The 12963-nt window shown below is 63.4% G+C and carries 15 protein-coding genes; 9 read left to right on the plus strand and 6 right to left on the minus strand.

What is annotated here, in order from left to right:
- Nucleotides 1-66: 66 nt before the first annotated feature.
- Nucleotides 67-1149: a DUF3667 domain-containing protein gene (locus IEV75_RS11955; protein WP_188452810.1), complete on the minus strand. Its 1083-nt coding sequence runs from the start codon at nt 1147-1149 to the stop codon at nt 67-69.
- Between the two features lie 5 nt (nt 1150-1154).
- The gene (locus IEV75_RS11960; protein WP_233351852.1) at nt 1155-2786 is read right to left on the minus strand and encodes a peptide ABC transporter substrate-binding protein; all 1632 of its coding nucleotides are present in this window, start codon (nt 2784-2786) and stop codon (nt 1155-1157) included.
- Between the two features lie 257 nt (nt 2787-3043).
- On the opposite strand from IEV75_RS11960, the gene IEV75_RS11965 reads away from it, so the two are divergent.
- A complete protein-coding gene (locus tag IEV75_RS11965; protein ID WP_188452811.1) occupies nt 3044-3658 on the plus strand; it encodes a hypothetical protein in 615 nt (204 codons plus the stop codon).
- Here the strand turns inward: IEV75_RS11965 and IEV75_RS11970 are convergent.
- Together IEV75_RS11970 and IEV75_RS11975 are read right to left on the minus strand one after the other, a co-directional pair.
- Nucleotides 3655-4560, minus strand: coding sequence for an ABC transporter permease subunit (locus IEV75_RS11970; protein WP_188452812.1), 906 nt, complete (start codon nt 4558-4560; stop codon nt 3655-3657). The genes IEV75_RS11965 and IEV75_RS11970 overlap by 4 nt on opposite strands.
- Nucleotides 4560-5492 (minus strand): ABC transporter permease, encoded by a 933-nt coding sequence (locus IEV75_RS11975; protein ID WP_188452813.1) that lies wholly within the window; start codon nt 5490-5492, stop codon nt 4560-4562. Before IEV75_RS11975 ends, IEV75_RS11970 begins: the two co-directional genes overlap by 1 nt.
- Before the next feature lie 421 nt (nt 5493-5913).
- Here IEV75_RS11975 and IEV75_RS11980 point away from each other — a divergent pair, with 421 nt between their 5' ends.
- Together IEV75_RS11980 and IEV75_RS11985 are read left to right on the plus strand one after the other, a co-directional pair.
- On the plus strand, nt 5914-6858 hold the full coding sequence (locus IEV75_RS11980) for an ATP-grasp domain-containing protein (protein WP_188452814.1): 945 nt from the start codon (nt 5914-5916) through the stop codon (nt 6856-6858).
- 47 nt (nt 6859-6905) lie between these two features.
- A complete protein-coding gene (locus IEV75_RS11985) occupies nt 6906-7784 on the plus strand; it encodes an MBL fold metallo-hydrolase (RefSeq protein WP_188452842.1) in 879 nt (292 codons plus the stop codon).
- Here IEV75_RS11985 and IEV75_RS11990 read toward each other — a convergent pair.
- Together IEV75_RS11990 and pdxH are read right to left on the minus strand one after the other, a co-directional pair.
- The gene (locus IEV75_RS11990) at nt 7781-8593 is read right to left on the minus strand and encodes a DUF1499 domain-containing protein (RefSeq protein WP_188452815.1); all 813 of its coding nucleotides are present in this window, start codon (nt 8591-8593) and stop codon (nt 7781-7783) included. The genes IEV75_RS11985 and IEV75_RS11990 overlap by 4 nt on opposite strands.
- Before the next feature lie 31 nt (nt 8594-8624).
- Nucleotides 8625-9293 carry a pyridoxamine 5'-phosphate oxidase gene (gene pdxH / locus IEV75_RS11995; protein WP_188452816.1) on the minus strand — a complete coding sequence of 223 codons (669 nt, stop codon included), beginning with the start codon at nt 9291-9293 and terminating at the stop codon, nt 8625-8627.
- Between the two features lie 101 nt (nt 9294-9394).
- On the opposite strand from pdxH, the gene IEV75_RS12000 reads away from it, so the two are divergent.
- The 6 genes from IEV75_RS12000 to IEV75_RS12025 all read left to right on the plus strand — a co-directional run bounded on the left by IEV75_RS12000 (nt 9395) and on the right by IEV75_RS12025 (nt 12768).
- A complete protein-coding gene (locus IEV75_RS12000) occupies nt 9395-9964 on the plus strand; it encodes a J domain-containing protein (RefSeq protein ID WP_188452817.1) in 570 nt (189 codons plus the stop codon).
- A gap of 77 nt (nt 9965-10041) precedes the next feature.
- A complete protein-coding gene (gene aroC, locus IEV75_RS12005; RefSeq protein ID WP_188452818.1) occupies nt 10042-11136 on the plus strand; it encodes a chorismate synthase in 1095 nt (364 codons plus the stop codon).
- On the plus strand, nt 11133-11540 hold the full coding sequence (locus tag IEV75_RS12010; RefSeq protein ID WP_188452819.1) for an NUDIX hydrolase: 408 nt from the start codon (nt 11133-11135) through the stop codon (nt 11538-11540). The genes aroC and IEV75_RS12010 overlap by 4 nt, the downstream gene beginning before the upstream one ends.
- Nucleotides 11541-11572: 32 nt before the next feature.
- Nucleotides 11573-11980 (plus strand): TIGR02301 family protein, encoded by a 408-nt coding sequence (locus IEV75_RS12015; protein WP_188452820.1) that lies wholly within the window; start codon nt 11573-11575, stop codon nt 11978-11980.
- Between the two features lie 249 nt (nt 11981-12229).
- Nucleotides 12230-12505, plus strand: a complete 276-nt coding sequence (locus IEV75_RS12020) for a type II toxin-antitoxin system Phd/YefM family antitoxin (protein WP_188452821.1) — start codon at nt 12230-12232, stop codon at nt 12503-12505.
- Nucleotides 12502-12768 carry a Txe/YoeB family addiction module toxin gene (locus tag IEV75_RS12025; protein ID WP_188452822.1) on the plus strand — a complete coding sequence of 89 codons (267 nt, stop codon included), beginning with the start codon at nt 12502-12504 and terminating at the stop codon, nt 12766-12768. Before IEV75_RS12020 ends, IEV75_RS12025 begins: the two co-directional genes overlap by 4 nt.
- Nucleotides 12769-12963 lie beyond the last annotated feature (195 nt).

A 12963-nucleotide genomic window follows, 5' to 3' on the forward strand; every position in this document is an offset into this window, starting at 1 on the left:
TGCCGACAATAAAAAAAAAGCCCGCCGGGATGCTCCGGCGGGCTTTTTTGATGCGCCGCGCCTCAATCAACTGGCCAGCGACATGGCACCGAAGATGACGGCCATGAGCAGACCCGTCATCAGGAAGAAGAAATACAGGCCGTCCAGCACCAGCGTGCGCACCACCGAACTGAACCGGCCCCGCTCATAGACGACGCGGTTTATCCGGTAGAGATAGGCGTTGGCGTAGATCAAGAGGCCCAGCGTCGCCCAGCCCCAGCCGATCACCATCGATGCCAGCACGGTCACGGTCATCGCCAGGAACAGCGCGGCATGGAAATGCAGCGATACGATCAGGTGATCGAAATAGAGAAAGCGCCGCCGCCAAAGATACACCAGGGCCAGCAGGGCCGCGTAAACGGGCAGAAGGACGAACATGATACGCGGCACCCAACGGCGGGTCTCGGCCCACAGACGGGACGCGTTGTCGCGCACAAAGGCCAGCCCTGTCGCGTCCAGATCGCCCGTCCGGCCCGCCTCCTGCAAGGCTTCAAGGGCCTCGGGCGGCATGCCGGCTGCCGGAGGCGGGCTGCCGGTACGGTCCGGCACATCCTGCGGCGTTTCCGGATCGCGTCCGCGCAAGATGCTGTCTGCCAGCCCGAGGCCTTCGAGCGCGTCCCGGTATTCCTCCTCGGTCATCTCTCCGCTGTCGCGCGCCTGCTCCAGCTGTTCACGGGCGGTATCGATCCCGCCCATGGACGGATCGAAGCCGATCCCCTGCCCCAGCGTCAGCGGCAGCAGAACGAAAAAGATGAGGGATGCAAAAACGTAGAGGCGGAAGGGTGGAATGAACCGGGCCCGGCGGCCATCGAGATAGTCTCGCGATACGCGGCCCGGATACAGCATCAGTGCCGGCAGGGTTTGCGCGATGCGCCCGTCCATCACAAACAGGGTCTCGACGCTTTCCTTTACCAGCGTCCAGAAGGGGCGCCGCAGGCTGCGGGCGCTCTGCCCGCACTGATGGCAGTACTCGCCAGCCAGTTCGGCGCCGCAATTGCGGCACATGCCATCGCTGGCGCCATCACCGCGGCCGGAGCCGAGCCCGCCCAGCGCATCTGCCTGGACGTGCTCGACAACCGTATCTGCGGCATCTCCCAGCGGGTCGTTCAATAGCCTCAGCCTTCAGCCGAACCGTCCTCAAGATCGGAGAAACACATCCAGCGGGTGCGGTGAATGTGGACGATATTGTCCTCCCACCCGGTCACCCGCGGGTTCACGAGTGATTTGTTCACATAGTAGACAATCGGGATGTAGGGCATCTCGTCGAGCATGATCTGCTCGGCCTCGGCCAGCATGCGGCCGCGCTCCTCGGCATCGATCGTGCGGTTGGCCTGTGCCACCAGGGTGTCATACGCCTCGTTTGACCAGCGCGTATAGTTCATCGGCACGGACTCGGTCTCGGCCAGGAACAGGAAGTTGTAGGCGTCGTTGTAATCGCCAATCCAGCCGCCATCGCCCAGCTCGTAGTCGGCCGAACGCATGTTGGAATAGTGGATTTGCGTCTCGACGACCTGGATATCCACCTGCACCCAGTCGGCGATCAGCTGCCAGTCCTGCTGGACGACAGGCGCTATGCGCGGATTGTCGCCCGTGGCACGGAATGTGTAGGTGAAACGCAAGGGATTGTTTGGCCCGTAGCCGGCTTCCTCCAGAAGTTCACGCGCGAGGCGGCGGCGCTCTTCCACCGGAGCATCAAACCAGCCGATCCGGGCCGTGCCGGGATAGTTGTCTACGCCCGGCGGAATGAACGAGTAGGCCGGAATCTGGCCGGCGCGCAGGATATTCTCCGCGATGAAGTCCCGGTCGATCGCCATGCCCAGCGCGTTACGCACGCGCGGATCGGCGAACTGTTCCAGGGTCGTGTTGAACGAGAAGTACACAATCCCGAGATAGGGATGCACCCGTACATAGTCGGGCACCTGCTGGCGCAGGAAGGGCAGGCTCTGGCCGGCAAAATCGGTGATCAGGTCCAGCTCGCCATTGCGCACGCGGCGCTCGGCCGCCGCATTGTCCACGGTCGGGTAGTAGAACACCTCGTCAATGCAGACATTTTCGTTATCCCAGAACAGCTCGTTGCGGGTCACGTGCACGAAATTGCTGGCCCGCCAGTCGACCAGCCTGTAGGGGCCATTCGTCTGAATGTTCTGCGGTTGCACCCAGGCATCGCCATAACGCTCCACGACGTGGCGGGGAACAGGGAACGTCGTGTAGTGCGTCAGAAGGCCCGGCAGGTAGGGTGCCGGAAACTCCAGCTCGATGACCAGAGTGCGCTCATCCACCGCACGGACGCCGAGTTCCTCCGGCGCCATGTCCCCGACATTCACCGGGCGCGCATTGCGGATGGGATAGAGAACGGAGGCGTAGTTCGCCAGCGTCTCCGGCGTCAGGATACGGCGAAGCGCATACTCGAAATCATAGGCGGTAACCGGCTCGCCATCGCTCCATTGCGCTTCACGCAGGATGAAGGTCCAGCTCAAGCCGTCCTCCGACATTTCCCAGCTTTCGGCCATGCCCGGCACGGTCTCTCCGGCTGCGTCCTCGGTGAACAGGCCGATGAACATGTCCCCGATAATATTGTTTTCCCAGGTTCCCGAAGCCTTGTGGGGATCCAGCGTCAGGGGCTCTGCCATATTGCCCCGGTGAAGCACGACCGAGTCACTGTCGACATTGCTGCGGCCGCATGCATTCAGCGCCAGAGCGGCAATACCGGCCAGCGCAAGACCGCCCGCCTGTCTCATTATCCCCATGGATTGTCTCCTTGTTGTTGATAGCGCGGCGCGTTTCCCCTCGCCGCCACGCAAGCCTTCCGGTTTGTGGTTTGGACCAGACCATATCCGTTATCGCTTGGCGAGACTATGGCAGCAAGCGCCAGCTTTTCATCTGTTTGCTGCAGGCAATTGCACCGGGCCGGGCCATATCCGGGCACACATGTCACGCCCGCATTGACACACCCCGGCGCACAGGGCCTCAATCTGGCAAAACCGAGTGTCTGGAGGAAGCCGTCATGTCTCGCACCCCTATCCGCACCGCCTCACGCCTCGCCCTCGCTGTCAGCGCGCTCGCCCTGGCGGGAACCAGCGTGTCGGCGCAGGAGCTGCAAGGCTCCCCGCTGATGGATGAATTGCTCGCCTGCCGCGCCCTTGCCTCCGATAGCGAGCGCCTGGCCTGTATGGACCAGGCGGCATCAGCGCTCGATAGCGCCATAAGCGCAGGGGAGCTGACAGTAGTCGAGCGCCAGCGGGCTGTGGCCGCCGAACGCAACACTTTCGGCAGGGCTGTTGCCGGCACCGGCCGGATTTTCGGCTCGCTATTCAGCAGTGGCGGCACCGAACTTTCCGTCGAGCACGCCTATGAGGATGGTGCAATAGCCGAGCGGACAGAAGACGGTGACATACAGGCGCTGCGAGGCGTTCCCGTGCGCGCCATTCGGGCCGATCCGTTCGGGAAACTCGTGATCACGCTCGCCGACGGCCAGGTATGGCGTCAGACAGATTCGCGGCGGATTGCTGTCCCACGCGACACCGAAGGGCTCACCGTAGAAATTGAACGTGGCGCGTTAACGTCGTTCTTCATGCGGCTGAGCTCTCACCCGACACGATTCCGCGCAGCTCGCGACTAGCGATCCTTCGGATCGATAGCGTCTCGCAGGCCATCCCCGATGAAGTTGAAGCAGAACAGGGTCAGCATCATCGTGAGCGCGGGCACGATCAGCGTCCATGGCGCGACTTCCATGTCGCGCGCGCCATTGGAGATCAGATTGCCGAGCGAGGTGAGCGGTTCCTGCACACCGAGGCCGAGGAAGCTCAGGAAGCTCTCCGCCAGAATGACCGCCGGAATGGTCAGCGTGACATAGACTACGACCGGACCGAGCACGTTCGGCACGATATGCCGGCGGATAATGGAGAACTGGCTGACGCCCGCCGCTCTCGCCGCCTCGACGAATTCCATGCCTTTCAGGGCGATGGTCTGCCCGCGCACGATGCGCGCCATCGTCAGCCACTCCACCGCACCGATGGCCACAAAGATCAGGATAATATTGCGCCCGAACACGACCATCAGGATGATGACGAAGAAGATGAAGGGCAGCGAATAGAGCACATCCACGATGCGCATCATCAACTGGTCCACGCGTCCGCCGATAAAGCCGGCGGTCGCGCCCCAGATCACGCCGATAACCAGCGACACGGCGGTTGCAACCACGCCAACCATAAGCGACATGCGAAGACCGACCAGCGTGCGCGCCAGCAGGTCCCGGCCCTGCGCGTCGGTGCCGAACAGATGCCAGTTCTCCAGCCCCGGCGGAATCTGCACCCGGTCGCGATAGATGAAGCTGGAATCGTGCACCCACAGCAGAGGCCCGATAAAGGCCAGGAAAGTCAGAATGCCCAGCAGCACAAGGCTGGCGACGGCTGCACGGTTACGCAGAAGGCGCGCGCGTGCATCGTCCCACAAGGACCGGCCGCGCACCGCTGCGCGTTCCATCATTTCGGTCTTTTCTGCCGGAGGAGATGTAAACGCCATCAGTCGTACTTCACTTTCGGATTGAGTGCCGCATAGAGCAGATCCGCGATCAGGTTCAGAATGATGATAAGGCTGGCATAGAGGATGACGACGCCCATCACGACCGTGTAGTCGCGCTGCAGCGCCGCCTGCACGAACTGACGTCCGATGCCCGGCAGCTGGAAGACCTGTTCAATCACGATGGAGCCGGTCAGCAGGGCTGCGGCAGCCGGTCCGAGATAGCTGACCAGGGGCAGGACGGCGCTGCGCAGGGCGTGGCGTACAATCACGCTGGCGGCAGGCAGGCCCTTGGCCTTCGCGGTGCGTACATAGTTGGAGCGCAGGACCTCGATCATGGACGCGCGCATCAGACGCGAGATGATCGCGATCTGCGGCAGGGCCAGCGTGATTACGGGCAGGATCAGCCGCTCCACCGTCATGCCGTACCGGGGATCAAGGCCGCCGGTTGGCAGCAAACCCCAGTGCAAGCCGACAAGAAGGGCCAGAATCGGCCCCATCACAAAGGGCGGAATGACAATCCCGATCGTCGATATCCCCACGACCGTGTAGTCCGCCGCGCTGTTTTGCCTTAGCGCGGCTATGGACCCCATTATCGTGCCCACAAATACCGCCAGCGATATCGACAGCGCGCCAATCGTGGCGGAAACGGGAAAGCCTTCGGCGATGATGTCGGCAACCGTCTTGTCGCGGAATTTCAGGGACGGGCCGAGATCGAACCGGGCAATGCCCGCCATGTAGTCGACATACTGCTTCCAGATCGGCTGATCCATGCCGTAGGCCGCCATGACATTCTGGCGGATCTCTTCGGGCATCGGGCGCTCAAGGTCGAACGGCCCGCCGGGAGCGGCGCGCATCATGAAGAAGGCAACAGTGATGATCACCAGTATCGTCGGGATAGCGACGAGCAGGCGCCGGGCGAGATAACTGAGCATGAAGCCTTGCGCATTGACTAATCGAGGGCGCGAAGTCTTGGCCGGTTAGCCGCGCGCGATCAAGCCAGCCCCGCAGTCATATCTGCGTTACGTTACAGGCCCGGCTGTTCCAGTGCGATCCGCGCGCTGCCGCCCGGTGCAGACTCCTCATTGCCGGAAGGCATGGCCGCATGGCTGCCCAGCTTGATGGCTGCGACGGCCATCATTGCCATCAAAACAACACGAATCCGCGCTGATAGTCCTGCCAGCAATTTCCTCGCCAGATTCATCACCCTGTGCCAACCTGCTTCAGCTTTTCCGGTCGTCCCCAGCGCAGCAAAAAGCAGGCCGGACAGCCTAGTGTGCAAAGCACAGCATTTGCGTTGCCAAGCCTCACCGAGGCGCTAAAGTGCGCCCGAAACCTGTCTGGGAGCCTTGCCTGATGGCCTCTTCTGCATGGTGGAATGATTTCCGCTACGCCAAAGGGACGATGCATGTGAAGAAGACCGGCGCGGCGGTGCCTATCGAACCGGCCATCGTGCGGGACTTTCTGAACTGGTGCGTGTTCCACGGCTGGGTCGAGTGCGCCCGTCACAGCGTGGTCTCCGACGGTCCGCGCATCTGGTTTGCGCCTGACCAGCCGCGTCCATGGTATCTGATATGGCCGGTGATGGCGCTCAGCCGCGCGCGGTTTGCCCGGCACGCCGGCGAAGCCGACCTGATTTTCACATTCGACGATTCCACCTGGGTGCCCGAACGGCCTCTGCCAGCGCATATCCCGGCCGTGAACGGCCGCTGCACAGACATATCGAAGACACATGTGGCCGAGGTGTTCGAGCAGGTTACCGGCCGCGCGCTTCTGTGTGATCCGATGAAACCGGGCGGCCCCTATGTGGAGAAGTCCGAGCAGAACGCAGCACATGACGGCCGCGTCCTGCACGAGCCTCAGGCGCCGCGCGATGGCTACACCTACCAGCGGCTCATCAACAATCTGGACAATGACGGCAATGTGCTGGACCTGCGGTGCTCCACCATTGGCGGAGAAATCGTGCAGGTCTATCTCAAGCGCCGGCCGGTGGCGCGCCGGTTTGCCAACTGCAATACGGGTGTGACACTTGCAGACCCTTCCGCGGTCTTCACCGCCGTGGAGCGCGCCATGATTGCCCGTTTCTGTTCGGCGATGGCACTTGACTGGGGCGGAATAGACGTCTTGCGTGACCGCGATACCGGCGAATTGTGGATCGTTGACGTGAACAAGACAGATATGGGACCGACCATAGCGCTCGGGCTGAAGGACAAGATCACTGCCGTGCGAAGACTGGCCACGCGGCTTGATAGCTATCTGGAGGCGCGCCTGCGTCAGGACCAGTCCGCGATTGCCGCGTGACCCGGCAAGCCCCCACACCCCCGCCGCCCATACCCTTCGTCCGCGAGATGAACTTCGAGCCGGGACGCGCTGATCAGGTTTCTCCGGCAATCAGACGCGTTGTGGCGGGAAACTCTGGGGCCTTTACCTATACCGGAACCGGCACCTATCTGGTCGGGCGCGGCAAGGTTGCCGTCATCGACCCCGGCCCTGCTGAAGACGCGCATTTTGACGCCCTGAACGCGGCTCTTGATGGCGAAACCGTGAGCCATGTCATCGTCACCCACCACCATCTCGACCATTCCGCCCTTGCCCGCCGCTTTGCCGATCATCACGGCGCGAAAATCTATGGCCGCTCGGCCGCTGGCGGACGCCCCATGGACCCCGATGCACCTGTCATGGAGGAAGGCGCGGACTTCAGTTTTGCGCCCGATCACACGCTGGAAGATGGCGATGCCATTGCCGGGCCGGGCTGGACGCTTGAAGTCCTGCACACGCCCGGCCACACGGCAAACCATATCTGCCTCGCGCTGATGGAGGAAAACGCCCTTCTGTGCGGGGATCACATCATGGGCTGGGCGACCTCCGTGGTCCTGCCGCCGGACGGGGATATGGGCGACTATCTGCAGCAGCTGGAACGCGTGCGCCGGCGCGGCTTTTCAACGCTCTGGCCAAGCCACGGCCCGCCCGTGACCGATCCTGAACCCTTCATCACCGCCTATATCGCCCACCGTCACTATCGCGAGGCGCAAATTCTTTACGCGCTGGAGGCCGGACCGGCGCACATTACCGACCTTCTGCCGGTCATGTATGCCGGACTGGACGAGCGGCTTTACCCGGCCGCAGCCATGTCGGTCTGGTCCCACATGGTCGATCTGCACCGGCGCGGCCGCGTGACGGCGAGCGGCGAAGCGGCGCTGGACAGCACTTACGCGCTAGTGCGCTAGTCCTCGCCCAGCCGGTCGCGCAGGCGCTCCGTAAAGGCGCGCAGGCGCGCAGCATTGGCACCCAGGTCTGAGACTCCCACCCGCGAGACCGAGCGGGCGTCCACCACCGCACCGCCATCAGTGAGGGCGGTGACACGCACCACGATATCGTCACGGAAGCCGTACCAGAACGTCGTGGCGGTCGCCTCGAACATCAGCTCACGTTCTGATTCCGTCGACACCGTCCACCCGAGCTCACGGGCAACCGCGAGCGCAGCCCTGTACGCTGCAAGAGGCTCCGCAGAGACAGAAACCGGCTGGATGTCTGGATAGGCCTCAGCCTGTACCTCGGGCAAGGGGCGGCCCGAACGCGGATCGGTCTTACTCTCGTAATCCACGCTATTGGCATCCTCGCCGCGCCGCGCGACCAGCGAAGCGGTGAATTGCGGCGGGTTGGCGGTATCGGTCGAAATGTCGTGAATGGGCGGAATCTCGCCCGCGCGCGCGGCAACCGACGCCGCATACCACAGGCCGCCCGCCCCGATGGCAATCGCCGCAACAGCCGCAACCCATGACCCCGCACCGGCCCGGCGGCCCTTGATGAAAATCGCGGTGGCGATAAGCAGGACAAGCGCAAGCGCGCCAAGCCCCAGCGCCGCAAACAGCAGGTTGGGGCCGATCTCGCGCGTCATCGTGCCAAGACCGAAGCGCCAGTCCCAGAGGCCGAAACGCGATCCCAGCCCGGCTGCCGCGAACCATACCGGCGCGATCACCGCTGCCAGGCCCGCCAGCCAGATGATGATTGCCCTGATGGTCAGCAAAATGCCCATAACGCTTCCCCGCCCCGCTTCTTCATGCCGCCTAAGGATAGAGCCTTGTCTGCGTAAAGGGCGAGTCCAAATCGCCCCGTTCGAAAACCAGCCGGTCGTGCAGGCGGAACGGGCGGTCACGCCAGAACTCGATGCGCAACGGCCTTACCCGGTATCCGCTCCAGAATTCAGGGCGCGGAATCTCGCCGAGGCCAAACTTCGCGGCAAATTTCGCGACATTCTTTTCCAGTGCATGGCGGCTTTCCAGCGGGCGCGACTGGGATGATGCCCAGGCACCGATCCGGCTGTCGCGCGCCCGGCTCGCAAAATAGGCATCGGCCTCCGCATCGCTCACCGGCTCGACAATGCCCCGCACCCGGATCTGACGGCGCAATGATTTCCAGTGGAAGCAGAGGGCAGCTTTGGAGACGGCCGCCAGCTGGTTGCCCTTGGCGCTTTCCAGATTCGTGTAGAAGACGAAGCCGCGCGCATCGGCATCCTTCAGGAGCACCATGCGCACATCGGGAAGCCCGTCCGCATCGACGGTCGCCAGCGCCATCGCATTGGGGTCATTGGGCTCTTTTTCCCTCGCCTGCGCCAGCCATTCGGCAAACAGCGCAAACGGGTCATTGCCATGTGTGAGGGGCACATCGCCCTGGCCGGCTTCACGCTGGTAGTCGGCCTCGCTGGGGCTCGGCGGAATGATATCGCGTGAGGCCATGGGGAAGGCTCCTTAACAAAATGACAGTCATGGGCGCAGAAATGACGCAGCGCGCCATATCGTCAACCTTTCGCCAACCGGCATGCGGCTAGTTTGCGCCGATGAGCAGTGCGAGCGAAGCCATTTGTGCGGCGTACCGCGTGTTGGGGCTGGAACCCGACAGCGATTACGCATCGGTGAAATCCGCCTTCCGGGCGAAGGTCAAAGCGGTCCATCCCGACCATGTGGAGGCGACCGCCGACACGCTGTCACGCCTGCAGATATTGCTCAAGGCCCACGAAATCCTGAAAGTCTGCGCGCCGCGCCAGCTCGATCTGGTGCTGACGCCGGACGAGGCGCGCGTGGGCGGGCTGCGCACGGTCGAGCTGGATGGCCGCAGCGCCATGATGCGGGTACCTCCGGTGACGAAGACTGGCGCGATTGTCGTCCCGATCGGCGAACCGGTCTGGCGGGTGCGCATACTGGTACGCGACCCCATGGCCGATTGCGGCGCCGATGAAGGCCCGGCCGAGCGCGCCGCGCGCGAAGAGAAGGCCCGGCAGCTTGCCGAGGCAGATGCCAGACGCCAGGCGGAGGAGAATGCAGGCCTGCTGAGCGCCTTCTATGAACGCTTTGTAAAGTCCTCCCCGGCTGCGCGCTTTGCCCGCTGGGTGCGTAAAAGCGCGGCGTGATCCACTGTGGAGATGACGTGACCGGGAAGGCGCCCTAGGATCGCGATTCACTCCCATCGCGTCCGGCGGCTTACCTCATGTCCCATAACAGTTTCGGCCATCTGTTCCGCTTCACCACATGGGGCGAAAGCCACGGACCCGCGCTTGGCTGCGTGGTCGATGGCTGCCCGCCGGGCATCGCACTCATCGAGGCTGACATCCAGCCCTTTCTCGACCGGCGCAAGCCCGGCCAGTCGCGCCATGTCACGCAGCGCCGCGAGGATGATGCCGTGCGCATTCTGTCAGGCGTATTTGAAGACGAGCGCACGGGCGGGCAAGTGACCACGGGCGCGCCGATCAGCCTGATGATCGAGAATATCGACCAGCGTTCAAAAGATTACAGCGATATCCGCGATAGCTGGCGGCCCGGCCATGCCGACTATACCTATGACGTCAAGTATGGCGTGCGCGACTATCGCGGCGGCGGGCGCTCCAGCGCGCGCGAGACCGCGGCGCGGGTCGCTGCTGGCGCCATTGCCCGCAAAGTGCTGGGGCCCGGCATCACCATCCGCGCCGCCCTCATCCAGATCGGCCCGCGCGCCATCGACCGCTCACGCTGGGACTGGGACGAGGTCAGCCGTAATGATTTCTTCTGCCCGGACGCCGGGACCGCAAAGCTGTGGGAGGCGGATATGGACGCTGTCCGCAAGGCGGGTTCGTCTGTCGGCGCTCTGGTGGAAATTGTGGCCTCCGGCGTACCGGCAGGCTGGGGCGCGCCCGTCTACGGAAAGCTTGATGCCGATCTGGCAAGCGCGATGATGAGCATTAATGCCGCCAAATCCGTCGAGATCGGCGCGGGGCGGGAAGCCGCTTCGCTTCGCGGCGAGGGCGCCGCTGACGAGATGTATCTTGATGAAAACGGCCAGCCGGCGTTTCGCGCCAACCATAATGGCGGCGTGCTCGGCGGCATCTCGACCGGGCAGGATGTGGTGGTGCGCATGGCGATCAAGCCCACCTCCTCCATCCGCATTCCCCGCCAGAGCCTCAATCGCGATCTGGAGCCGGTGGAAGTCGTTACCCGGGGCCGCCATGATCCGTGCGTCGGCATCCGCGCGGTGCCGGTCGCCGAAGCGATGATGGCCATTGTGCTCGCCGACCATATGCTGCGCCATCGCGCGCAGACCGGCCGATGAGCGCTCAGCCGGGGCCAAAGCTTGCCGTAGGCGGTGTCGTCTGGCGCGGCGGCGAGGTGCTGCTGATACGCCGGGGCAAGGAGCCGTGGAAAGGCCAGTGGTCCATTCCCGGCGGCAAGGTGGATTTCGGCGAGACGCTGGAAACCGCCCTATTACGCGAAATCCGCGAGGAAACAGGGATAGAGGCGAGCCTGAAAGGTCTTGTCGGCGCGTTTGAATCCATCGCCACTCACGGTCATTACGTGATGATCGACTATGTCTGTGAGTGGGTGGCAGGCGAACCGGAGGCCGCCGACGATGCGCTGGATGCGGCCTTCTTCCCCTTTGCCGAGGCCGTTGAGAAGGTGAGCTGGGACGAGACCCGCAACGTGATCTCGCTTTCAAAATCCTACATCACGCCATGAACATGCCGCTTTTCCGGACCAATAGACCTCACATGATCGCGCGCCTCGCCCTCCTCGCCCTTGTCGTGCCGGCCCTTGCGGCCTTTGCGCCCAAGCCGGGCGCTGCGCCCCTGCAAATGAACACACAGGCCGCGCAGCAGTCGGACGCCACCTACCCGCTCGAACAGCTTGCCGGTGTGCTGGGAGAGCTGCATGCGCTGGCCTTCCTGTGTCAGGGATCAGGCGCACAGCAATGGCGCCGCCGCATGGAGGAAATGCTCAATCTGGAGGCACCCGGCGGCGCCATGCGCCAGCGCATGATTGCCCGCTTCAATGAAGGCTTCCGCCAGCACCAGCAGCGCCGCACGCGCTGCGGCGCGGAAAGCGAGATGGAGGCCCAGCGCCTTGCGCTTCAGGGCCAGGCCCTGTCCGAAACGCTAAGGCGCAATTACGCGGATTAGAGGCTTATCGCCCTTCCCTTCCATCGTCATTCCGGGCGAGCCATCGGCGAGACCCGGAACCCAGAAGTTTTAAAAAATGGCTGGTTCCCGGACCCCACCCGCTTCGCGTTTCCCCGACGAACGCCGGGGTCCAGCACAACAGACTGGGCACCGGCTTTCGCCGGTGAAACGCATCTAAGATGTCCCCCCTCGTCATGCCCGCTCATCCGGGCCCTTGCAAATTTGTACAGAACTCTGTACAAATTTGACATGGATACGATCCTCACCTTCAGCCAAGCGCGCGCCAGCCTGAAAGCGCTGATGGAGCGCGTCACCGGCAACAAGGCTCCGGCCATCATCACCCGCCAGGGCGGTGAGCCGGTGGTCATGGTGCCGCTGTCTGAATGGGAAGCCATTCAGGAGACGAATTATCTGCTGAAAAGCCCGGCCAATGCCGCGCGCCTTGCAGCCTCCATCGCCGCTGCGGACAAGGGCGAAGCCGTGCGCCATAGCGCCGAGAAACTTGCCGCGCTGCTGGACCGGTGAATGTAGAGCTGACGCCTCAGGCCCTTCAGGACATTGGCTGGCTGGCCGCCCGGCAGCCCAAACTCCTGAAACGCTGCCTGAAACTCATCGAGGATATTCGCCGCGCGCCATTTGACGGCCTCGGCAAGCCTGAACCGCTAAAGGGTTCGCTGTCGGGCTGGTGGTCGCGCCGCATTGATGGCGAACACCGCCTCGTCTACCGCGTCACCGGAACGGGCGATGATGCCCGCATCCAGATCGTGCAGTGCCGGTATCATTATTGAGGGGGGCTTCCTGCTAGCCCGCCGGGGTCCCGGTCCCCGAGCCGGGACCCCGAAAGAGATTAGGCGCCGGCCTATCGCCGGTGAAACGCATTTGAGAAGCCCAAGCCCTCGTCATTCCAGAAAGCGCGAAGCGCTTATCTGGAACCCAGCCGTCATACGCAAAAACTCTGGGTTCCGGGTCTCGCCGCAGGCTCG

The sequence above is a fragment of the Glycocaulis albus genome, assembly GCF_014639075.1.
Taxonomy (GTDB): Bacteria; Pseudomonadota; Alphaproteobacteria; order Caulobacterales; family Maricaulaceae; genus Glycocaulis; species Glycocaulis albus.

Coding starts and splice junctions, on each gene's coding strand:
- IEV75_RS11980 (WP_188452814.1), top strand. CDS start 5,914: ATGGCCTCTTCTGCATGGTGGAATGATTTCCGCTACGCCAAAGGGACG.
- IEV75_RS12010 (WP_188452819.1), top strand. CDS start 11,133: ATGAGCGCTCAGCCGGGGCCAAAGCTTGCCGTAGGCGGTGTCGTCTGG.
- IEV75_RS12015 (WP_188452820.1), top strand. CDS start 11,573: ATGATCGCGCGCCTCGCCCTCCTCGCCCTTGTCGTGCCGGCCCTTGCG.
- aroC (WP_188452818.1), top strand. CDS start 10,042: ATGTCCCATAACAGTTTCGGCCATCTGTTCCGCTTCACCACATGGGGC.
- IEV75_RS11985 (WP_188452842.1), top strand. CDS start 6,906: ATGAACTTCGAGCCGGGACGCGCTGATCAGGTTTCTCCGGCAATCAGA.
- pdxH (WP_188452816.1), bottom strand. CDS start 9,293: ATGGCCTCACGCGATATCATTCCGCCGAGCCCCAGCGAGGCCGACTAC.
- IEV75_RS11990 (WP_188452815.1), bottom strand. CDS start 8,593: ATGGGCATTTTGCTGACCATCAGGGCAATCATCATCTGGCTGGCGGGC.
- IEV75_RS11960 (WP_233351852.1), bottom strand. CDS start 2,786: ATGGGGATAATGAGACAGGCGGGCGGTCTTGCGCTGGCCGGTATTGCC.
- IEV75_RS11965 (WP_188452811.1), top strand. CDS start 3,044: ATGTCTCGCACCCCTATCCGCACCGCCTCACGCCTCGCCCTCGCTGTC.
- IEV75_RS11975 (WP_188452813.1), bottom strand. CDS start 5,492: ATGCTCAGTTATCTCGCCCGGCGCCTGCTCGTCGCTATCCCGACGATA.
- IEV75_RS12000 (WP_188452817.1), top strand. CDS start 9,395: ATGAGCAGTGCGAGCGAAGCCATTTGTGCGGCGTACCGCGTGTTGGGG.
- IEV75_RS12020 (WP_188452821.1), top strand. CDS start 12,230: ATGGATACGATCCTCACCTTCAGCCAAGCGCGCGCCAGCCTGAAAGCG.
- IEV75_RS11970 (WP_188452812.1), bottom strand. CDS start 4,560: ATGGCGTTTACATCTCCTCCGGCAGAAAAGACCGAAATGATGGAACGC.